The sequence below is a fragment of the Pseudodesulfovibrio sp. genome (assembly GCF_028692895.1).
Lineage (GTDB): Bacteria > Desulfobacterota > Desulfovibrionia > Desulfovibrionales > Desulfovibrionaceae > Pseudodesulfovibrio.
In genome coordinates this window covers 1-20,330 of sequence record NZ_JAQUWN010000009.1, presented here as the reverse complement: position 1 = coordinate 20,330, position 20,330 = coordinate 1, and the positions used below count along the sequence as shown (strand labels likewise).

Below are 20,330 nucleotides of genomic sequence, written 5' to 3'. Positions count from 1 at the left end.
CAAATGTCGGAAAAACTTACTCCCAAGCTGCTCGTCGAGCCGAACAAGTTCTGCCCCGGCTGCGGCCACGGCATCATCAACCGCGTCCTGGCCGAGGTGCTGGAAGAGTCCGGCCTAGCGGACCAGGCCGTCGGCGCCCTGGCCGTCGGCTGCGCCTGCCTGATGATGGACACCTTCGGCACGGACTGGGTCCAGGCCCCCCATGGCCGGGCCGCGGCAGTGGCCGTCGGCGTCAAGCGGATGCGCCCCGAATGCTGCGTCTTCACCTACCAGGGCGACGGCGACTCCATGTCCATCGGCTTCTCCGAGACCCTCTATGCCGCCATCCGCAACGAGAACATCACGGCCATCCTGGTGAACAACGGCATCTTCGGCATGACCGGCGGCCAGATGGCCCCCACCTCCCTGCCGGGCCAGAAAACGACCACCTCGCCCAAGGGACGCGACGCCGCCACCACCGGCCAGCCGCTGAACATGATCGACCAGATGAAGCACCTGCCCATCGGCTACCTGGCGCGCGGCTCCGTGGCCTCCGCCAAGGACATCAACAACCTGAAGAAATACATCAAGACCGCCATCGAGACCCAGATGAACGGCGGCGGATACTCCATGGTGGAAGTGCTCTCCTTCTGCCCCACCAACTGGAAGATGAACATGGAGAAGAGCGTCGCCCACGTCCAGGACACGGTCAAAGCCATCTTCCCCGTGGGTGAATTCGTCAAAAATGGAGAAAGAACCGATGCTTAGTATCACTTGCGCAGGTTTCGGCGGCCAGGGAGTGCTCACCGCCGGTTTGTTGCTGGCCCATGTCTCCATGGAGTCCGGCAAGGAGATCACCTGGGTCCCGTCCTACGGCTCCGAGATGCGCGGCGGCACCGCAAGCTGCCGCCTGCGGATCGGCGACGAGCCCATCCTGAACCCCTTCTTCAGCGCCATCGACGCCCTGATCGGCATGAACCAGGACTCCGTGGACACCTTCCAGGGCGCCATCGCCCCCGGCGGAGTGCTCATCGCCAACTCCAGCATGGTCCGGGGCGGGGCCTTCCGAGACGACATCCGCGTCGTCGAGGTCCCGGCCACCGAGATCGCGGGCGAGCTGAAGAACCCGCGCGGGGCCAACCTGGTCATGCTCGGCGCGGTCATCGGGGCCACCGGCCTGGTGGACGCCGAGGAGTTCGCGGACGGCATCGACGCCTACTTCAACAAGAAAGGCCGCAACAACCCGCTCAACCGGGAATGCTTCATGCGCGGCGTCCAGGCCGCTGCGAACGCCTAGGAGCCGAAGCCATGAGCATGGAAAAACTCCTGTCCCCGAAGACCGTCGCCATTGTCGGCGCGAGCGAGAAGGAGGGGTTCGGCGGCGACACCTGCCGCAACGTCCTCGCCTACGCGAACACCGACAACGTGTACTTCGTCAACCCCAAACGGGACGAGGTGTTCGGGAAGCCGTGCCACCACACCCTGGCCGACATCCCCGTGGACATCGACATGGTGGTGCTGTGCACCCCGCAGAAGACCATCGAGCCGCTGCTGCGCGAGGCGGCGGCCAAGGGAGCGGGCGGCGCGGTGGTATACGCCAGCGGCTACTCCGAGGTCGGCACCCCCGAGGGCGTGGCCGCCGAGGAGAGCCTCAAGGCCCTCTGCGCCGAGCTCGACATCTCCCTCATGGGCCCCAACTGCGCCGGGTTCATCAACTACATCGACCGGGTCGTCGGCTTCGCCTTCATCTCGGACGAACGCGACCGCACCGGCTCCGTGGGCCTCGTCTCCCAGAGCGGCCAGCTCTGCCTCTCGTTCATGGACAACAAGTCCATGCGGTTCTCCTATTCCATCTCCTCGGGCAACAGCTCCGTGGTGACCATGGAGGACTACCTGGACTACCTGATCGAAGACGGACACACCAAGGTCGTGGGCCTCTACCTGGAGGGCGTCACCCAGCCCGCCAAGTTCGAGAAGGCGCTGGCCAAGGCCGCCCGGATGCGCAAGCCCGTCGTGGTCCTCAAGGCCGGGCGGAGCGAAAAGGGGAGCAAGGTCGCGGCCTCCCACACCGGCTCCCTCTCCGGCGCCGACGTCATCTACGACGCCCTGTTCCGGAAGTTCGGCGTGATCCGCGTCAACGACGCGGAGGAACTGCTGGCCACCACCCAATTGTTTGCGACCTTGCCAACCCTGCCCCGGCAGACCGGTCTCGCCTCCATCAACCTGTCGGGAGGCGAGACCGGCATCTGCGCCGACATGGGCGAGATGGCCGGGGTCGAGTACCCCGACTTCGAGGCGGCGACGCTCGAAAAGCTGCGCGCCCTGCTGCCCTCCTACGCGAGCCCGGCCAACCCGCTGGACACCACGGCGACGATCTCCTATGACGCCGACGTCTATGCGTCGGTCCTGCAGACCGTCATGGACGATCCCGGCGTCGGCCTCGTGGTGATCGGCTACACCCTGCTCCACGAAATCGCCGACCCGTGCATCCACTACATGGCGCGGGGCATCGAGCAGGTCGTCAAGAACGGCCGCTCCAAACCCATGGTCATGCTCCCGTTCTTCGAGAACTCCCGCAACCCGGAGTACCTCGACCGGCTGAACGGCCTCGGCGTGCCGGTGCTGCCGCCGCCCACCTACGGGTTCGCGGCCCTGCGCCATCTTGTCGACTTCATCGGCTACAACCCCGATGAAAACACGCTGGAGCTGGCCATCCCCGACAAGCGGGAAGGCGCGGGCCGCCGGACGCTCTCCGAGTTCGAAAGCGGGGCCATCCTGCGCGAGTACGGCGTGCGCACCCCGGAGGGAAGCGTGGTCGGCACGGCCGAGGAAGCGGCGGAAACGGCCGAGTCCCTCGGCTACCCCGTGGTCATGAAGATCGCCTCCGCCGACATCGCCCACAAGTCCGACATGGGCGGCGTGGCCCTGAACATCGGGAGCGCGGACGAGGCGCGCCAGGCCTTCGAGCGCATCATGGGCAACGCCCGCAAGCACGCCCCGAAGGCCCGCGTGGACGGCGTCTACGTCCAGAAGATGCTGGCCCCCGGCCTGGAGGTCATCATCGGCGTGAACAGCGACCCGCAGTTCGGCCCGGCCGTGCTGGTGGGCCTCGGCGGCATCTTCGTGGAGATCTTCCGCGACACCTCGCTGCGCCCCGCGCCGTTCGGCAAGGACGAGGCCAGGCGGATGCTCAGGCGGCTGAAGGCCTTCCCGCTCTTCAACGGCTACCGGGGCCAGGAGGAGCTGGACGTCGAGGCGCTGGCCGAAACCATCGCGAACGTGGCCCGCCTGGCCGCCGAGCGGCGAAACGAGATCGTCGAGCTCGATATCAACCCCGTGTTTGTCTACGGCAAAGGCAAGGGAATCTGCGCTGCGGACGCCCTCGTCGTGGTGAAGGATTAGCACACCGGCGGCCCCGGAGCGCCGGGGCCGCCGACAAACCCAGGTTTTCAGGAGGTTGGCATGAATCTTTTCAGGAAATACTTCGTGTTGTTCGCGCTCTCGCTCGGATACGCCGCCAGTTACATGTTGCCGTACATCAAGTACGTTTTCTACGACCAGTTGCTGGAAGGAGTCGGCTGCAACAACGAGCAGGCGGGCTTCCTGCTGACCGTCTACACCATCACCGCGCTTGTCCTGTATATCCCCGGCGGCTGGGTGGCCGACAAGTTCAAGGCCAAATACGTGCTGGTGGCCTCCCTGTTCGCCACGGGCGTGCTCAACTTCGCCTTCGCCCTGAACATGAACTACTCCTTCGCCCTGGTCGTATGGGTCCTCCTGGCGTTCAGCACCGCCTTCGCGTTCTGGTCGGGCATCATCAAGGCCATCCGCCTGCTCGGCACCGCGGCGGAGCAGGGCAAGCTCTACGGCTTCTTCAGCTCCGGCGTGGGGGCGTTCTCGGCCATCACCGCCTCCGTCGCCCTGTACGTCTACGGCCTCTTCACCGCCGACGCAGTGGGCGGCCTCAAGGGGGTCATCTACGTCCAGGGCGCGACCTGCGTCCTCTCGTCGATCATCGTGTTCTTCTTCTTCGAGGAAGCCAAGGACGCGGCCGAGGAATCGGAAGACGACAAGTTCAAGACCAGCGACATCCTCATCGTGCTGAAGAATCCCATGACCTGGGCCATCTCCATCCTGATCTTCTGCGGCCACGGCATCTACACCAGCACCTCCTACTTCAACCCCTACATGACCAAGGTCATCGGCGTGACCATGACCTTCTCCGGCCTGCTCGCCATCGTCCGCACCCATGTGCTCCGCCTGACCTGCGGTCCCCTGGGCGGCATCTTCGCGGACAAGCTGAAGTCCCCGGCCCTGGTCATCATCAGTTGTTTCGCGCTGATGACCTCCATCCTGATCGTCTTCATGCTGCTGCCCGTGGGCACCAGCGCCGCCGTGGTCATCGGCCTCCAGCTCCTGCTCGCCGCCGTGACCTTCACCTGCTACTCGATCCTCTACTCCTGCATCGAGGAGGTCGGCATTCCCCGGCGGTTCACCGGCACGACCGTGGCGGTCGCGTCCATGATCGGCTACCTGCCCGACATGATCTACAACCCGCTCTTCGGCGTCTGGCTCGACAGATTCGGCAACACCGGCTACCTGTATATCTTCAGCTTCCTCGCCGCGTCCGGCGTCGTCGGCCTCTTCTCGGCCCTGATGATCCGGCGCAACAGCGTCACCGCAGTCAGGGCGACTTCCCAGGCGGCGTAACCGCGTAACCAGCAACGGCCGGACAGGACGTTCCTGTCCGGCCATGCGCAACAAGAGGGGGCGGCATGGAAGCGATCGACTACACGGTGCTGGTGCTCTACTTCTGCTCGTTGCTCGCCATCGCCGTGCACGCGAACAGAAAGCAGAAGACCACGGAAGACTACTACGTCGGCGGGCGCGGGGTGGGCACCCTGTCGCTGGCCGCCCTCTGGATGTCGTCGTGGGTGGGCGGGGCCGCCATCATGGGCACGGCGGAGAAATCCTACCAGATCGGCATATCCTCGCTCTGGTACCCCTTCAGCATGTTCAGCGGCTTCATCTTCTTCGCCCTCATCTTCGCCGGCAGGATCAAGGAGCTGGGCGACAAGCACCGCCACATCACCTATTCGGACCTCATCGAGCAGCGATACGACACCAGGGTCCGCCTCGTCAGCACCATCACAACCATCCTGGCCTACATCGGCTACACGGCCAGCCAGCTCCTGAGCGCGGCCCAGATCATCACCTCCATCACCGGCGTCGGCCTCGGCGTCTCGTTCCTCGTCGCCACGTCCGTCACCGTGGTCTACACCTCCATCGGCGGTTTTTTCGCCGTCGAAAAGACCGACCGTTTCCAGACCCTGCTCGTCATCATCGGCGTCTCCGGCGTGGCGGTTCCCCTGACCTGGCATTCGCTCGGGGACGTCTCCCGCCTTTCCACCGAGCTGCCGACCGGCTTCTTCAATTTCGGGGCCTGGGGCTGGGGGGCCATTCTCGCCATGTTCATCAGCATGGTGCTGACGTTCTTCACCTCCATGGACAGCTACACCCGCTGCTATGCTGCCAGGACGGCGCGGGCCGCCCGCAACGGCACGCTGCTCGCCGCCCTTATCGTCCTGTGCATTTCCGTCTCCATCTGCTTTCTCGGCATGAGCGCAAGGCTCATCATCCCTGCCGGAGAGGACGGCACGTCCACGCTGATCCGGCTCATCATCCACATCTTTCCCGTCGGGGTGAAGGGGCTGATGCTGGTGGCCATCCTTTCGGCCATCATGTCCACGGCGGACACCTGCATCCTGTGCGCCTCCGCCAACCTGACCCGCGACATCTACCAGCGGTTCATCAACCCCGGCGCGCACCAGGCCAAGGTCATGCGGCTGAGCATCGCCAGCTCCATCCTGGTGGGCGTCATCGGCGCCCTGGTGGGCTGGTACTCCAAGAGCATCATCAACCTGCTCATCATGGCTTTCACCATCAATTCGGCAGGCCTGTTCCTCCCGACCATGGGCGTCCTGTTCTGGAGGCGCGCCTCTTCCACGGCCGCCTTCTGGAGCATCAGCGTCGCGCTGGTGACGGTCATCGGCTGGTACCTGGCCCGGAGCGCCTTTCCCGAATCCGCGCTCTTCTCCATCGACCCCGTCTGGCCCGGCCTGCTGGCCTCGGCCCTGTTCTTCTTTTCCCCCAGCTTTGCGCCCCGAAGGGCGCGGGAGGCCGAATAAATGCTCGCCGCCACCCTGTTGAGAGACTGCTGGGTGCAGCTCTACTCCGCCATCGCGCTGGAGCTCGGCGGCACCCTGGCCGTCAAGTATTCCGAGGGGTTCTCCCGGCTCATCCCCTCGGCCTGCGTGATCGGGCTCTATTCCGCCTCGTTCTTCATCATGAGCCAGGCCGTCAAGAAGATCGAACTCGGGGTGGCCTACGCCATCTGGTCCGGCGTCGGCATCATCGCGACCTCCGTGCTCGGCGTGATCCTGTTCAACGAAAGCATCACGCTCAGAAAATTCATCAGCGTGGCCATCATCCTGGTCGGCGTCGTCTCGCTCAACCTGACGGCGACGGAATAGCCAACGTCTATCAACCCACAACTCACTGTTGGAGCATGTATGTTGCACCAAGAATTCATCAGCAAACTCGAAGCTCTCCTCGGCAAGGACCGCTGCTCCTTCTCCCCGGAGGACATGGTCGCCTATTCCTATGACGCCAACCCCGAAAAGCGCGCCAAGCCCGAGGGCATGGTCTCGCCCAAAAACACGGAGGAAGTGGCGGAAATCATGAAGCTGGCGTATGCGTACGACGTCCCGGTCACGCCGCGCGGCGGCGGCAGCGGCTACACCGGCGGCTGCGTCCCGGTCCGGGGCGGCATTGTCATGGCCATGGATCGCTTCAACCGGATTCTCGAAATCGACCGGGACAACTTCCTCGTCATCGTCGAGCCCGGCGTGGTGGTCAAGGACCTCCAGGCCGAGGCGGACCGCATCGGCCTGATGTATCCGCCCGACCCCGCCTCCATCGCCTTCGCCACCATCGGCGGCAACATCGCGGAAAACGCGGGCGGCATCCGCGCCGTGAAGTACGGCGTGACCAAACACTACGTCATGGGCCTGGAAGTGGTCCTGCCCACGGGCGAGATCGTCCGGACGGGCTCCAAGTGCATCAAGGATGTGGCGGGCTACAACCTGACCGAGCTCTTCGTCGGCTCCGAGGGAACGCTGGGCGTCATCACCAAGGCCGTGGTCAAGGTCGTGCCCAAGCCGGAGGCCCGCCGGACCATGACCGCCACCTTCGCCACCCTGGAAAAGGCGGCCGAGGCCGTCAGCGCCATCTACGCCACAGGCGTCCGCCCGGCCACCCTGGAATTCCTGGACCGCATCTCCCTGGAGGCCGTGGAAAAGGCCATCGCCTTCGGCGCGAAGCCCGAGGAGGGCGCGCTCCTGCTCATCGAGGTGGACGGCTCGGACCACGGCCTCGACGCCGAGGTGGAGAAAATCCAGGCCGCCTGCGAGAAGTGCGGCGTCATCACCTTCCGCAAGGCGCAGACCGACGAGGACCGCGAGGACCTCTGGAAGGCGCGCCGCGCCCTCTCCTTCGCCCTGTGCGAGATCGCCACGGAATGGGAGGACGACGACATCTCGGTGCCCATCGCCCGCATCCCGGCCATGATCCGCAAGCTGGACGAGATCGCCGAACGCCACCACATCATCATCGCCAACTTCGGCCACTACGGCGACGGCAACATCCACATCGGCATGACCACCGGCAAGAACGGCGGTCCCTTCCCCATGGTGGCCAAGCAGGAGGTCGTCGCCGCGGTGGTGGAGCTCGAAGGCCGCATCGCCGCCGAGCACGGCATCGGCTGCGTCAAGGTCGAGAACCTGCACTGGAACATCGACGAGCCGACCATGAACCTGATGCGCCGCTTCAAGACGCTGCTGGACCCCAAGGGATTGCTCAATCCGGGCAAAGTGATGCCCGAGGTATAAGCCATGGCGAAACAGACCCAAGCCGAAAAATTGGCCGCGCTGCAAAAGCTGGTCAAAAACGAAACCGACAAGTGCATCCGTTGCGGCGAGTGCCGGACCGTCTGTCCGGTGTTCGGCGAGACGCCCCTGGAACGATATACGGCCCGGGGCAAGATCGCCATCGCCGACAGCCTGGCGCGCGGCGAGCTGGAGTTCGACGCGCACACCCGCGAGCTCTTCGACAACTGTCTGCTGTGCACCGGCTGCGCCAGCCAGTGCTCCAGCGGGGCTCGGGCGGACAAGGTGGTCATCGCCGTGCGCGAGGCCTTTGCCGACAAGCTGGGCGTCCCCCTCGTCAAGAAGGCCGTGGCCCAGGCCCTCTCCCTGCCCGGCGGCGTGCTCGAAACGGGCGCGAGGATCGGCTCTGCGGCGCAAAAGCTCGCCTTCAAGGCCGTGCCGGAGACCAGCGGGCTCTACCGCCGCTTCGCCATGCCCCTGGTCGACAAGGACCAGTACGTGCCGCAACTGGCGGCCACCCCCTTCCGGAACGCGGTCCGGTTCGCCGGAAACCCGGACCAGCCCAAGGTGATCTTCTTCACCGGCTGCATGACCAACTACTTCATGACCGAAATCGGCCACAGCCTGGTCAAGGTCCTCAACGCCCTCGGCGTCGCCGTGGAGGTCCCGCCGGACCAGGCCTGCTGCGGCATGCCCATGCTCGCCTCGGGCGAGCACGAGATCGTGCGCAAGCAGGCCAGGCGGAACATCGGGGCCCTGGCCCTCGGCGGCGCGGACGTGCCCATCGTCACCGCCTGCGCCTCCTGCGGCCACATGCTCAAGCACGGCTACCTGGACCGGTTCGGGGACGACCCCGGACTCGCGCCGGGACTGGAGGACATCGCCGCGCGCACCCGCGACATCACCGAGTTCCTGGCGGCCGACGCCCTCCGGGACCGGCTGGCCGCCCTGACCGCGAAGGCCGCCCGGCGGAGCGCCACCTACCATGACCCCTGCCACCTGCGGAAAGCCCAGAAGCTGGTCACGGAGCCCCGGCGCATCCTGGAGATGGCGACCGGCGGCGCGGTGGACGAGATGCGCCACCCCGAGGCCTGCTGCGGCCTCGGCGGCACTTACTGCCTCGCCAACATGGAGCGCTCCAAGCAGATCCAGGCCAAGAAGATCGAGGACGCCGTCTCGACCCGGGCGGACGTCGTCGCCACCGCCTGCCCCGGCTGCATCCTCCAACTGCGGGACGGAATGCGCAGGCGCAAGGGCGCGAACATGCCGGTCAAGCACATCATCCAGCTCCTCGCCGAGGCCATCGGCGCATAGCCCCCGCGCACCAACGGCGAATCCCCCGGCGGCCGGACGACCGCCGGGAGATTCGCCGCCCTGGCCGGGCCGGGTTCAGTGGCCGGAACCGTACGGCAGGGACGAGTGATGCAGGAAGATGCGCAGCCGCCCAGAGTTGTCCCGGACGTAGCCGAAGGTGAACTCCACCTTGGACTCCCGCCCGGTCCCCGCGTCGGTGAAATAGTAATTGCCCTGGGCGATGGCGTCGCAGTCGTGCACCACGATCTTCTGTTGGCCGAACCGCACCTTGGACCAGGGTTGCAGGGCGAAGCCGTGGTCCTCGGACGCCACGCCGCCCACGAAATAGGAAATCGCGCCTTCCCTGTCGGGCCGGAACTGCCGGTCTGCCGCCTTGGTGGGCTTGAACAGAACCTCGGCCAGGCCGTAGGCGTACAGGCGGTCGATGGCCTCGCCCGCCGCCGCCCGGCAGTCCCCGCCCACCTGGCAGGCCTTTCCGATGGCCACGATGGCCGCGCCCCATTCCTTCTCCGCATTCAGCACGTCCTGCTCCGTGATGGGCCCGGCCAGGGAGGGGGCGGCTGTGCAGAGCATCAGGAAAAGCGCGGCATAACTCAAGATCATGCGCATGGGAGGACTCCTCGGGTTGCGGTATGGGACCTCCAGCATACCTGGGCCCGCGAACCGCGGTCAATCGAATTGGACCGCCATGCGGGACAGCCCCCCCGCAGGTCGGACAACCCGGTTGACAAACCGCCGTGCGTGCGTATGGGATGGTGTACGCCCCTTCCGGCCCCCGCCGGGCCGGCGGCGAAACGACCCCTTGCGCGAGACGAGGCCGCCCATCATGATCCGGACCACAGGCAAAACCCAGACGCTGATCGCCCTCCTGCTGCTGGCGCTCTGCCTTGCGCCCGTGGCCGGGTTCGGTCAGGCCCTCGACCAGCCCCTGAACCGGGGGACCGACGCGGCCCGATTCGCCCCCGCCATCCTGGGGGGTGACGCCGGGACCGCCGATCGCGTCGAACGCACCCGCGCCCCGGAGGCCAGCCCCGTCCCGGACGCCCTGCTTCCGGGAACGGTCCTTTTCCGGCCCGTCGTCACGGACTCGCCCGCCGCAACGGACCTCGGCGCAAGCCCCGCCGCCAGCGGCAGGGCCCGGTCCATCCCCATCCGCGCCCCGCCCCGCCTTCCGCTCTGATTCCCCTGCGCCAATGGACGCCGGGCCGCACAGCCGCGCCCGGCGCAGCATGTTCCCGGAACACAGCGGAGGCCGTATGAAAAACGACGCAGCCAAGCCGTTGTCCACGGACGGAACGCCTGCCGCCGCCACTCAGCCGAATGCTGCCCCGAAGCAGTACACCCTGCGCGAGCAGATCGTGATCGGGCTGAAGCTAGGCATCAGCGCGGGCCTGTTCCTCCTGGCCATCTGGCTTGTGGAGCACAGCTAGCCACGACAGGGCCCCGGCGGGAGACGCGCTCCCGCCGGGGCCTCATTTTTCGGAGCCGGGACGGATCAGGCCTTCCAGCCGCCGCCCTTGAAGACGATCCGGTTGAGGGCAAGGGCCATGTCCGAGGCCGCCATGGTGTCGGTGACGATCTCGATGTACACGCCGGCCTTCGCCTTGCCCGCGCGGGTCAGGGCCTTGTCCAGCTCGCCGTTGGTGGCGACGCGGGCGCACTCCCAGTCCTTCATGCCAAAGGCGGACGGGAGCTCGCTGTAGTTCCACTGGGCCAGATCATTATAATAGATGGAGGGGTCCTCGCATAGCATCCGCTCGATCAGGTAGCCGTTGTTGTTCAGGCAGATGACCACGGGCCGCAGACCGAAGCGGCCGAACTGGCCGATCTCCTGGACCGTGAGCTGATGCGAACCCTCGCCCGTGACCAGGACGGTCCGGGCGTCGGGCCGGGCCATGGCCGCGCCGAAGGCCGCCGGGGTGGCCCAGCCGATGGCCCCCCACAGGGTCTGGTTGAAGAAGACCGCGTCCTCCGGAAGCTTGGCCGTGACCAGGCCCATGGACGCGGTGCCGGTCTCGGCCATGATGATGTCGCCGGGGCGAAAGAATTTCTCCAGCCGGGGGTACAGGTAGCCCGTGGTGATCGGGTCGGCCGTCTTGCCCTTGGGCTTGCCCAGCCCGGCGGGCTTGAACGGAACCCTGGCCTTGCCCTTGGCCGCCTTGGCGGCCAGGGCGGCCAGCACGTCCTCGATGTACACGCCGGGGTAGACGGCCGGGCCGATCTCCACCCGGTCGGGCTGGATGCGCACGTCCCGCGACCGGTCGATGTTGGCGGTGAACGCGCCGGTGTTGATGTCCGACATGACCGTACCCAGGCTCAGGACCAGATCGCTGCCCTCCACGTATTCGCGCACGTCGCAGGCCTGGATGCGGCCGTTGTACACGCCGATGAAGTTGGGGTGGGATTCCGAGAGCGTGCCCTTGCCCATGAACATGGAGGTGAAGGGCACGCCTGTCTTCTCGATGAGGGCGCGGACCGCGTCGCGCAGCTCGTACCGTCCGATGAGGGAACCCACCAGGATCACCGGCGACTTGGCCTTGCACATGCGCGCGGCCAGGAGGTCGGCCACGGCGGCCAGAGTCCCGGGGTCGCTGGACGGGCCGGGCACGGGCGTCAGCGAGGCGCAGCCAAGCTCCATGAGGGCGAAGTCGCCCGGCACGCCGATGTAGACGGGCTGCTTGCGGGTCAGGGCGGCCTTGATGACGCGGTCGGTCTCGGCCAGGGCGTTCTCCGGCGTCAGGATGGTCCGGGCGCAGACCACGGGCGCGGTCATCTTGTAGAAAAGGTCGAACTCGCCGTTGCCCAGGGTGTGGTGCATCAGCCCGCGCCGCCGCTGGATGACGTCCTTGGGCATGCCCACGATGTGGATCACGGGCAGATGCTCGGCATAGGCCCCGGCCACGCCGTTGAGGGCGCTCAACTCGCCCACGCCGTAGGTGGTGCAGAGCGCGGCCACGCCCTTGATGCGGGCGTAGCCGTCGGCCGCGTAGGCGGCGTTGAGCTCGTTGCAGCAGCCGATCCAGCGCAGCTCCCTGTCGTTGCAGATGGCGTCGTTCACGGGGAACGCATAGTCGCCCGGCACGCCGAAGATGTCGGTGACGCCGATTTCCTTGAGACTATCGAGAAGATGACGGATGACGGTTTTGCCCATGGACTCCTCCGGTTGGTGCGCGCGGCGTTGAGGGGACTCGACACATACCCCGTATCTATCCGAACAGGGGACTTGTGGGAACAGCGATCAACAGCTTTATTCGTCTCGGTCAGGCGGCGGCCGGGGGGCAGGTGATGGTTATCAGGGTCTCGTCGCGCTCGTCGTCGATGTCCAGGTGCAGGTCCAGCCCCATGGCGTCGGCCTGGAGCTTGGCGGAATAGGCCCCGAGCCCGGTGCCGCGCTTCTTGCCGTGGGTTTTGTATTTCTGGAAGAACTGGCCCCGGATCTCGCGTGGCACGGCTCCCCGGTTGCGGATGCTCACGCGGCAGCCGTCGCCGCCCACCTCCACGAAGACCGCGCCGCCCGCCGGGGAGGCCTCGATGGCGTTGGTCAGCAGGTTCGCGAAGATGCTGTGCAGCAGGTCCTCCGAGGCCATGACCGGCAGCGCGTCCAGCGAGGCCGGGAGCCCGGCCGCTGACAGCCTCACCTCCACCGCCGAGGCGCGCGCCAGGGAGGCGGATTCCCCCAGGACGGCGCGCAGGACCCGCAGCGCGTCCACCCGCTCGGGCTCGTAGGCGAAGGTGCCCTGCTCCATCTTGAACAGGTCGAGGGAGTTGTTGACCATGCGCAACATGCGACGGCTGGCCTCCTCCAGGGCGGCCAGAAGCGAGCGCTGCGCCTCCGTGAGATTGCCGTCGGCCAGGAGCAGGCCCGGGATGGCGATAATTCCGCTCAGTGGGCTTTTGAGGTCGTGGCGCATGATCTGGTCCACGCTCTCCTTGAGCCGCTCGAAATCCTTGCGGTCCGTGACGTCCTCCAGGGTGGCCACGTGGTTGAGCAGCGCGCCGTCCCCGCCGGTCACGGGCGCGACGGACAGGCGCAGCCAGCGGGAATCGCCGTTCGCCGGGGAGCGGTGCAGCTCGCCCCGCCACGCCCGGCCGGAGGTGATGGCCTCCCCGAACCCGCGAAAGGCCGCGCCATCCTCCACGCCCTCCAGCAGGGAGGGGAGCGTACGCCCCCGGAACTCAGCCGGACCGGTCCCCATCATCGCACAGAACGCGGGGTTGCCATATTCCACCAGCCCCAAGGGGTCGGTGATGACGATGGCCCCCGGGTTGCCCTCCACGGCCAGGATCAGCTTGCGCAGTTCACGTTCCTGCCGCCGCCGTTCGGTCACGTCCCGGTCCACGCCCCGGTATCCCCGGACCTCGCCCCGCTCGTCCACGATGGTCATGCCGTGCCGCTCCAGGACCACGCGGCGGCCGTCGCGGTGGACGAACTCGCTCTCCTGGTTGACCAGGCACGGGCAGACGTCGCCGGGCGCGGCGAAGACCCTCCTCGCCCGGGCCGCGTCCTCCGGGGCCAGGAAGTCGGCCACGGGCCGCCCGACCATCTCCTCGGGCTCGTAGCCGAGGATGGCGCGGACGTGCGGGCTGACGTAGGTGTACTCGCCCTGCCGGTTTTCTTCCCAGATGATGTCCATGGAGCTCTCGACCAGGGCGCGGAACTTGGCCTCGGAATCCTGCAGGGCCTTGAAGAGCACGGCGTGGGGCTTGGTCAGCCCCGTGGACACCAGGGCCTTGTAGATCAGATAAAAGGAGAAGACCTTGAAGTAGTGGCCGACCAGGTTGGAAAAGCCGTAATTGCTGATGTAGAAGGTGAAAGCCAGCTCCGAGGCGATGGTGAAGACCAGGGACCAGACCAGCCAGCGATGTACCGCCGGGTCGAACTCCTTGCGCACGCTCAGCAGGATCGCAATGTCCAGCAGCAGGATGGCGGAGATGACATACTCGCTGTTCTTTTTGAACGGGGTCAACCCCTGCCCCTCGACAAAGCAGACCGGAAAGACGTGCCACCAGAAGATGGCGGCGATGACCAGCAGCGTGACGGCCGAGAAGGCCGCGAACACCGCCTGCGGATTGAACCGGCGCCGCTCGCGCACGAACAGGAAGGCGGCCAGCAGCGACAGGCTCTCCATGTAGCGAGTGGCGATCCAGAGCTGGTTGGCGTAATACTGGTAGGAGAAAATGCCCATCCCCTTGTAGGAAAGCGTGTGCAGAAGATCCAGCAGGGCGATGAACAGATAGGCGATGGCCAGGAAGAGCAGGTAGTTGTTTTTGATATAGCTGCGGGAATTCCAGCCGATGACGAAGATGCCGAAGGCGACGACGATGCTGAACATCTCCGCCAGGGCGTGAAACAGCAGATAGCTGTCGAGACTCGTAAAATAGAGCCCGACCAGCACAGTCGCCCCCAAAACGAAATTGGCCGCCCTGCTTTTCGTATTGGAATTCAAGATGAACCTCTGGATGACGACCCTACCAGCAAGCCCCACCTTTTTCCGTTATAATCCTCCTTCACTTTAGAAAAGATTTCCTCCGCGCATTCCCGATGCCCGATTGCATATCCCTGCTTGACGTTGGCGATTTTAGTCATTTAAATATATAATATCAGAAAAAGAGATCCGGCGATCATTCAATCCGGCAAAGGCCCTGTGCAACGCCAACCCGCCGACGGCGGCCGCCAGGCGGGGAGTGCAGGCCAAAACGGGTCTGCAGGCATCTTACCAGGAGGTATTTCATGCAATATCTCAAGAAGTTCTCCCCTCTGATCGTGGCCATCATCATGGCCCTCATGCCCACCCCGGAGGGGCTGGCCCCCAACGGCTGGTATTTTCTCAGCATCTTCGTCGGCGTTGTGGTCGGCCTCATCATCGAGCCCATCCCGACGGCCCTGGTGGGCCTGACCGGCGTTTCCGTGGTGGCCATGCTCCGGCTCATCGACCCCAGCGCCACGGTAAACCGGAACTGGGCGCTTTCCGGCTTCTCCAACGGCGTCATCTGGCTGATCTTCGCGGCCTTCATGTTCGCCCTGGGCTACCAGAAGACCGGGCTGGGCAAGCGCATCAGCCTGCTGCTCATCAAGTACCTGGGCAAGCGGACCCTGGGACTGGGCTACGCCGTGGCCTTCTCCGACGCCATCCTGGCCCCGTTCATGCCGTCCAACACCGCCCGCAGCGCGGGCACCATCTATCCGGTGGCCAGCAACATCCCGCCCATGTTCGGGTCCACCCCGGACAACGAGCCGCGCAAGATCGGCGCCTACATCACCTGGGTGGGCATCTCGGCCACCTGCGTGACCAGCTCCATGTTCCTCACGGCCCTGGCCCCGAACCTGCTGGCCGTCGAGCTGATCCAGAAGAGCGCGGGCTTCGCCATCCAGTGGGGCCAGTGGGCCCAGGTCATGCTCCCGTGCATGATCCCCCTCTTCCTGCTGACGCCCTGGCTCGCCTACGTCATCTATCCCCCGACCCTGAAGCACTCCCCCGAAGCCCCGGCCTGGGCCACGGAGGAGCTGAGCAAGATGGGTCCGATCTCCACCAAGGAACTGATGATGCTCGGCTACGCCGTCACCGCCCTGATCCTGTGGATATTCGGCAAGAAGTTCGGCATCGACTCCACCGTGGCGGCCGTGTTCATCCTCTCCCTGATGGCGCTCACCGGGGTCATCTCCTGGCAGGACGTCATCACCAACAAGGGGGCTTGGAACGTCCTGGTGTGGTTCGCCACCCTGGTGGCCATGGCCAGCGGCCTCAAGAAGGCGGGCGTCCTCTCCTGGATGGGCGGCATGGTCGCCGCGCATCTCCAGGGCCTGGAGCCCATGACCGTGGCGGTCATGCTGGTCATCCTGTTCTTCGTGCTCCACTACTTCTTCGCCAGCACCACGGCGCACACCACGGCCCTGCTGCCCCTGTTCATGGCCACGGCCGCCCCTCTGGTCCCGGCGGAGATGCTGCCCCGGCTGGCGCTCATGCTCGCCGGCTCCCTCGGCCTGATGGGCATCATCACCCCCTACGCCACCGGCCCGTCGCCCATCTGGTACGGATCGGGCTACATCAGCCAGGCGCGCTGGTGGGGGCTGGGCACCATCTTCGGAGGCATCTACCTGGCGGCCATGATCGCGGTAACGTACTTCTTCGTCTAGGCGGCCGCAGCCCATTCGGTTTCACGGCCCGGGAGCCCCGCTCCCGGGCCTTTTTCTCCCCCGCGCGCCCGGGCTACCGCCCCCGGTTCGCCACCCCGGCGGGAATGCGGCTCCCGAAAAATCGATACTCCGCATAATAATTGACATTTTTATCAACCAAGGCATAATGTCGCAAAACATCCTGCCCGGCACAGCGCCAGCGCAAAGGAGACCGGCCATGGCCACCACCGGCGACGAGGGACTCTGCCCCCTGCCCGCTTCGATCATCGATCCCATCGGAGACCTCAAGTTCCCGGTGATCCCCGACGCCATCATCGCCACCCTCGACGCCGAAAAACTGCCGCCCGAATACAAGGGCAAGGAAGTGGTCTTCGAAAAGGCCAACATCGTGGTCAACGGCAGCGACTACACCCTTGGAGCCACCACCGTGGGCATCATGGAGCTCTCGGAAAAGGGTCTGCGGGTGACGCCGCTCTGGTCCGTGTCCGACGACGCCATGACCATGCGCATGACTTTCCACCCCAAGAATTGCTTCGGCAAGCCCATCTCCGACGACAAGTACCGCGAGTACCTGCCCGAGGGGAGCAAGGGCGTGGACAACGACGTGCTGGACGAGGCCGTGGCCAGGTCGCGGGACTCGGACGCGGTGGTCGCCGACGTGGAGATCGCGAAGGGCGTGCCCCCCTCCCCCGGACGGCCCGGCGAGGTCCGGCTCATGTTCACCAAGGGCAGCGAAGTGGGCGAGCGCCAGGACGACGGCTCCATCAATTTCCGCGAGCGCGGGGCCACCGCCTGCGTGGACGAGGGCGACGAGATCGCCCGGCTCATCCCCCCCACTTCGGGCCATGCCGGCTTCGACGTCCTGGGCCGCGAGATTCCGGGCGAGGACGGCAAGCCCGCCGTGCTCAAGGCTGGCAAGGATATCCGCGCCACGGGCGAACCGGGAGAGACCATCGTCTACACGGCGGCCTCGCCGGGCATGGTCCTCTACCGCGACGACACCCTGTCCATCTCCGAGCTGCTGGAGATCAACTCCGACGTGGACCTCTCCTCCGGCAACGTGCATGTGGAAAAGGGGTCCATCCTCATCAAGGGCACCGTGACCACGGGGGCGGAGGTCACGGCCAGGGAGAGCGTGGTGGTCGAAGGCGTGGTGGAGAACGCCGTCATCCGCGCGGGGGCCGACGTCACCGTGAGCGGCGGCGTGCTCATGGAGGAGGGCGGCATCATCGAGGCGGAAGGCGCGGTAACGGCCAAGTTCATGCGCAACGCCACCATCCGCGCGGGCGGGGACGTGGTCATCGGCATGGACTGCGTCAACTGCGACATCGTGGCCGGGGGAAAGATCGTCGCCGGGTCAGACAAGGGCATCCTCAACGGCGGCGTCTACGTCTGCGGCGGCATGGACGTGGCCGAGATGGGCTCCCCGCTGGGCGCCAGGACCCACATCACCCTGGCCCTGCCCCTGGCCGAGGGCGAGGACACGGAGCCCAGGGCCCGCAAGCTGCGGGAGAAGATCGCGGAGCTGGAAAAATTCATCGGCACCGGCAACATCAAGGACACCCTGCTCCTCGCGCCCAAGGAGGACCGGGGCATCCTGGCGGAGCTGTTCAAGATCAAGGCCCTGCTGTTCCGGAAGATCGCCGAACTGGAGGAGCGGAAGCAGGCCGCGCTGGCGGCCCAGGGAGAGGAGCTGTCCAGGCGCAGGCTCAAGGCCCGCCGCACGGCCCACGCCGGGGTGACCATCAACATCGGCGATCGGTCCATCACCCTGAGCAAGGCGGAGCAGGCCTCCAAGTTCCACTGGAACCAGGAAAAGTCCGGCATCGCCATTTCCGGGATCTAGGAGGACGCCGCCATGTCGAAAGCCAAGGTAATGCTCGTCACCTCGGACTCCGGGTTCGCCGCCAAGGCCGGCGAGGTCCTGGAATCCGTAGTGGACCTGGCCTGCCTGCCCGACGCGGAAAAAGGACTGGCCATGCTGGCCGAGGACGGCCGATTCGCGGCCGTGCTCTCCGGGCTGCGCCTGCCGGGCATGAACGGCATCAAGTTCCTGTCGCGTGTGCGGCGGGAATTTCCCCGGACCATGCGCCTCATGGTCACGGCCGACCGCAGCTTCAAGACGGCGGCCGGGGCCATCAACGCCGCCCACATTTCCAAGATGCTGCCACGCCCCTGCCCGCCCCAGGCCCTCAAGGCGGCCGTGCAGGACGCCGTGCGCAAGTACCGCAGGGAACGCAAAAGCGAGGGTGACACCTGCCGCGACGTGCTCTTCGGCTGCGTGCGCATGTTGGTGGACATCATGGAGCTGACCCATCCCGACGCCGTGGAGCGGAGCAAGCGCATCCGCCGCCCGGCCCAGTGGGTAAGCGCCGAGCTCAAGGCCATGTCCACCCAGCTCATGGACATGGTGGTACTGCTCTCCAACATCGGCTGCGTGGCCCTGCCGACAGAACTGCTCGAATCCCTGGAAGCCGGGCGCCGGCCATCCAAGGAGGCGATGCAGATTTTCTACACCCACCCGAGCATCGCAGCCCACCTGCTCGGCAACGTGCCGCACATGGAAAAGATCGCGGAGGTCATCCGCCACCAGAACACGCCCGCGTCCCAGAACCCGCCGCTGGGCGCACGCATCCTCAAGGCGTGCATCGACATGGACCAGATGCAACTGACCGGGGCCCCGCCGGACAAGGCGCTGGAATTCATGGCCGCCCGGCCCAAGGTCTACGACACCGAGGTGGTGAAGGCGCTCCGTCACTATCAGGAGGAGAGCGCCCAAGCCCGCTGCCTGAAGCTCGGCGTGGCGGGGCTGGAGCCGGGCATGGTCATGGGCCGGGACATGATCGCCGGTTCCGGGGCCGTGCTCCTGCACAAGGGCGACACCCTGAGCGAGGCCTCCCACATGCGGCTGCAGACCTTCCAGGACCTGCTCAAGGTCAAGGAACCCATCTGCGTGGTCCCGCCCGACGAGGCGTAACCTTTCGGCCTTCCAGCCAAAGGACGGCCGCAAGCCCCGCCGGGACGCCTGCTCCGGGCAACGCGTTTCCCAATCGTCCAGGCCACAGAAAACGAGAAAGGCTTCTCGGGACCGTCCCTCGAAGCCTGGATTCTCGTGTGCAAATAAAAGGAAGAATGATGATTTGAACTTAGCAACCTCCGTGCCACCAGGAAGGCCGAGGTGGAATATTTCAATTATATTATTAAAAATCAGCATATTACCAACGAACATTCCTCAACCCCATTGATCTTCCTTCCGGGCAGGCCAGTAAAACTTTTTTTACCTTCACCGGAACGGCGGCCTGGGGGTACAAGATTTTTTACTCCTCCGGCCTGGAACAGGACGCAGGCCGGAGGCGTCCCGGCGCGGAACATGGCGTCGGCTCGGAGCCATGCGCGGCACGGTCCCGAAACGGGTCCGGAGAGGGCCCGGACCGGCCCAGAAGCAAGGCCCGCCGCCGTCCCGGGGCCTCCGGGGGGCGTGGCGGAAAACATGCTGAAATTACAGGATCAAAATAATCTGCATTTTCTCTTAAAAAAAACCTTGCAAAGGGGAATGGGCGCGTATATAAGCCTTTCTCACCTGAACGTGCCGAAGTGGTGGAATTGGTAGACACGCTAGGTTCAGGGTCTAGTGGGGGTTCCCCCGTGGAAGTTCGAGTCTTCTCTTCGGCACCAGAATGAAACAAGGGTTGCGGCTAAACAGCTGCAACCCTTTTTCTTTTTTATCCGGCAAGTTACGTGATTGTCTTCTTTTCGGCGTGATTTGACCCCAAGGGGTCAAAGTGATGGGTCAAAGTACCCGGAATCGTCTACCGCCGGAGACGTCACATGCCGCAAATCGCGCGTTCCCCGAACCACCTTTACCGGAAGGGCTCAATCTATTACTTTCGCCACGTCATCCCGCACGACCTGCGGGACTCGTTGGGCCGCTCCGAAGTCAGGATGTCTCTCCAGAC

General features: G+C 65.5%; 17 protein-coding genes and 1 tRNA gene. 15 read left to right on the top strand and 3 right to left on the bottom strand.

Annotation, left to right across the window (positions count from 1 at the left end; translation table 11 throughout):
* The first annotated feature begins 3 nt into the window (after window positions 1-3).
* The 8 genes from PHP91_RS03755 (at window position 4) to PHP91_RS03720 (ending at window position 9,239) form a co-directional block, all read left to right on the top strand.
* Complete coding sequence (locus tag PHP91_RS03755; protein WP_300137077.1) at window positions 4-747, top strand: thiamine pyrophosphate-dependent enzyme; 744 nt, start codon at window positions 4-6, stop codon at window positions 745-747.
* Window positions 740-1,276 carry a 2-oxoacid:acceptor oxidoreductase family protein gene (locus PHP91_RS03750; protein WP_300137074.1) on the top strand — a complete coding sequence of 179 codons (537 nt, stop codon included), beginning with the start codon at window positions 740-742 and terminating at the stop codon, window positions 1,274-1,276. The genes PHP91_RS03755 and PHP91_RS03750 overlap by 8 nt, the downstream gene beginning before the upstream one ends.
* An 11-nt stretch (window positions 1,277-1,287) precedes the next feature.
* Window positions 1,288-3,381 (top strand): acetate--CoA ligase family protein, encoded by a 2,094-nt coding sequence (locus tag PHP91_RS03745; RefSeq protein WP_300137071.1) that lies wholly within the window; start codon window positions 1,288-1,290, stop codon window positions 3,379-3,381.
* Between the two features lie 60 nt (window positions 3,382-3,441).
* The gene (locus tag PHP91_RS03740; RefSeq protein WP_300137068.1) at window positions 3,442-4,689 is read left to right on the top strand and encodes an MFS transporter; all 1,248 of its coding nucleotides are present in this window, start codon (window positions 3,442-3,444) and stop codon (window positions 4,687-4,689) included.
* A 65-nt stretch (window positions 4,690-4,754) separates the two neighbouring features.
* A complete protein-coding gene (locus tag PHP91_RS03735) occupies window positions 4,755-6,167 on the top strand; it encodes a sodium:solute symporter family protein (RefSeq protein WP_300137064.1) in 1,413 nt (470 codons plus the stop codon).
* Window positions 6,168-6,512: a multidrug efflux SMR transporter gene (locus tag PHP91_RS03730; RefSeq protein ID WP_300137061.1), complete on the top strand. Its 345-nt coding sequence runs from the start codon at window positions 6,168-6,170 to the stop codon at window positions 6,510-6,512.
* Window positions 6,513-6,551: 39 nt separating this feature from the next.
* A complete protein-coding gene (locus tag PHP91_RS03725) occupies window positions 6,552-7,928 on the top strand; it encodes an FAD-linked oxidase C-terminal domain-containing protein (protein ID WP_300137058.1) in 1,377 nt (458 codons plus the stop codon).
* Between the two features lie 3 nt (window positions 7,929-7,931).
* Window positions 7,932-9,239: a (Fe-S)-binding protein gene (locus tag PHP91_RS03720; protein WP_300137055.1), complete on the top strand. Its 1,308-nt coding sequence runs from the start codon at window positions 7,932-7,934 to the stop codon at window positions 9,237-9,239.
* Window positions 9,240-9,314: 75 nt separating this feature from the next.
* Here the strand turns inward: PHP91_RS03720 and PHP91_RS03715 are convergent, their stop codons facing one another.
* Complete coding sequence (locus tag PHP91_RS03715) at window positions 9,315-9,848, bottom strand: hypothetical protein (RefSeq protein ID WP_300137052.1); 534 nt, start codon at window positions 9,846-9,848, stop codon at window positions 9,315-9,317.
* Window positions 9,849-10,065: 217 nt separating this feature from the next.
* Between PHP91_RS03715 and PHP91_RS03710 the strand changes: the two genes are divergently transcribed.
* Complete coding sequence (locus PHP91_RS03710; protein ID WP_300137049.1) at window positions 10,066-10,419, top strand: hypothetical protein; 354 nt, start codon at window positions 10,066-10,068, stop codon at window positions 10,417-10,419.
* 76 nt (window positions 10,420-10,495) lie between these two features.
* On the top strand, window positions 10,496-10,669 hold the full coding sequence (locus PHP91_RS03705; RefSeq protein ID WP_300137046.1) for a hypothetical protein: 174 nt from the start codon (window positions 10,496-10,498) through the stop codon (window positions 10,667-10,669).
* A gap of 65 nt (window positions 10,670-10,734) precedes the next feature.
* On the opposite strand, the gene PHP91_RS03700 is transcribed toward PHP91_RS03705, so the two are convergent.
* Together PHP91_RS03700 and PHP91_RS03695 are read right to left on the bottom strand one after the other, a co-directional pair.
* A complete protein-coding gene (locus PHP91_RS03700) occupies window positions 10,735-12,390 on the bottom strand; it encodes a thiamine pyrophosphate-binding protein (protein ID WP_300137043.1) in 1,656 nt (551 codons plus the stop codon).
* 109 nt (window positions 12,391-12,499) lie between these two features.
* Complete coding sequence (locus PHP91_RS03695) at window positions 12,500-14,635, bottom strand: MASE3 domain-containing protein (protein ID WP_300137040.1); 2,136 nt, start codon at window positions 14,633-14,635, stop codon at window positions 12,500-12,502.
* A gap of 335 nt (window positions 14,636-14,970) precedes the next feature.
* Between PHP91_RS03695 and PHP91_RS03690 the strand changes: the two genes are divergently transcribed.
* From PHP91_RS03690 to PHP91_RS17275, 5 genes are all read left to right on the top strand, one after another.
* Entirely contained in the window at window positions 14,971-16,374 is a 1,404-nt protein-coding gene (locus PHP91_RS03690; protein WP_300137037.1) for an anion permease, read from the top strand.
* 217 nt (window positions 16,375-16,591) lie between these two features.
* A complete protein-coding gene (locus PHP91_RS03685; protein WP_300137034.1) occupies window positions 16,592-18,220 on the top strand; it encodes a FapA family protein in 1,629 nt (542 codons plus the stop codon).
* A 12-nt stretch (window positions 18,221-18,232) separates the two neighbouring features.
* Window positions 18,233-19,351, top strand: coding sequence for an HD domain-containing phosphohydrolase (locus PHP91_RS03680; RefSeq protein ID WP_300137031.1), 1,119 nt, complete (start codon window positions 18,233-18,235; stop codon window positions 19,349-19,351).
* Between the two features lie 611 nt (window positions 19,352-19,962).
* Window positions 19,963-20,049 (top strand) — tRNA-Leu (locus PHP91_RS03675).
* Window positions 20,050-20,202: 153 nt separating this feature from the next.
* A partial coding sequence (locus PHP91_RS17275) for a DUF6538 domain-containing protein (protein ID WP_366141531.1) occupies window positions 20,203-20,330 on the top strand: 128 nt, incomplete at its 3' end.

Coding starts and splice junctions, on each gene's coding strand:
- PHP91_RS03755 (WP_300137077.1), top strand. CDS start 4: ATGTCGGAAAAACTTACTCCCAAGCTGCTCGTCGAGCCGAACAAGTTC.
- PHP91_RS03750 (WP_300137074.1), top strand. CDS start 740: ATGCTTAGTATCACTTGCGCAGGTTTCGGCGGCCAGGGAGTGCTCACC.
- PHP91_RS03745 (WP_300137071.1), top strand. CDS start 1,288: ATGAGCATGGAAAAACTCCTGTCCCCGAAGACCGTCGCCATTGTCGGC.
- PHP91_RS03740 (WP_300137068.1), top strand. CDS start 3,442: ATGAATCTTTTCAGGAAATACTTCGTGTTGTTCGCGCTCTCGCTCGGA.
- PHP91_RS03735 (WP_300137064.1), top strand. CDS start 4,755: ATGGAAGCGATCGACTACACGGTGCTGGTGCTCTACTTCTGCTCGTTG.
- PHP91_RS03730 (WP_300137061.1), top strand. CDS start 6,168: ATGCTCGCCGCCACCCTGTTGAGAGACTGCTGGGTGCAGCTCTACTCC.
- PHP91_RS03725 (WP_300137058.1), top strand. CDS start 6,552: ATGTTGCACCAAGAATTCATCAGCAAACTCGAAGCTCTCCTCGGCAAG.
- PHP91_RS03720 (WP_300137055.1), top strand. CDS start 7,932: ATGGCGAAACAGACCCAAGCCGAAAAATTGGCCGCGCTGCAAAAGCTG.
- PHP91_RS03715 (WP_300137052.1), bottom strand. CDS start 9,848: ATGCGCATGATCTTGAGTTATGCCGCGCTTTTCCTGATGCTCTGCACA.
- PHP91_RS03710 (WP_300137049.1), top strand. CDS start 10,066: ATGATCCGGACCACAGGCAAAACCCAGACGCTGATCGCCCTCCTGCTG.
- PHP91_RS03705 (WP_300137046.1), top strand. CDS start 10,496: ATGAAAAACGACGCAGCCAAGCCGTTGTCCACGGACGGAACGCCTGCC.
- PHP91_RS03700 (WP_300137043.1), bottom strand. CDS start 12,390: ATGGGCAAAACCGTCATCCGTCATCTTCTCGATAGTCTCAAGGAAATC.
- PHP91_RS03690 (WP_300137037.1), top strand. CDS start 14,971: ATGCAATATCTCAAGAAGTTCTCCCCTCTGATCGTGGCCATCATCATG.
- PHP91_RS03685 (WP_300137034.1), top strand. CDS start 16,592: ATGGCCACCACCGGCGACGAGGGACTCTGCCCCCTGCCCGCTTCGATC.
- PHP91_RS03680 (WP_300137031.1), top strand. CDS start 18,233: ATGTCGAAAGCCAAGGTAATGCTCGTCACCTCGGACTCCGGGTTCGCC.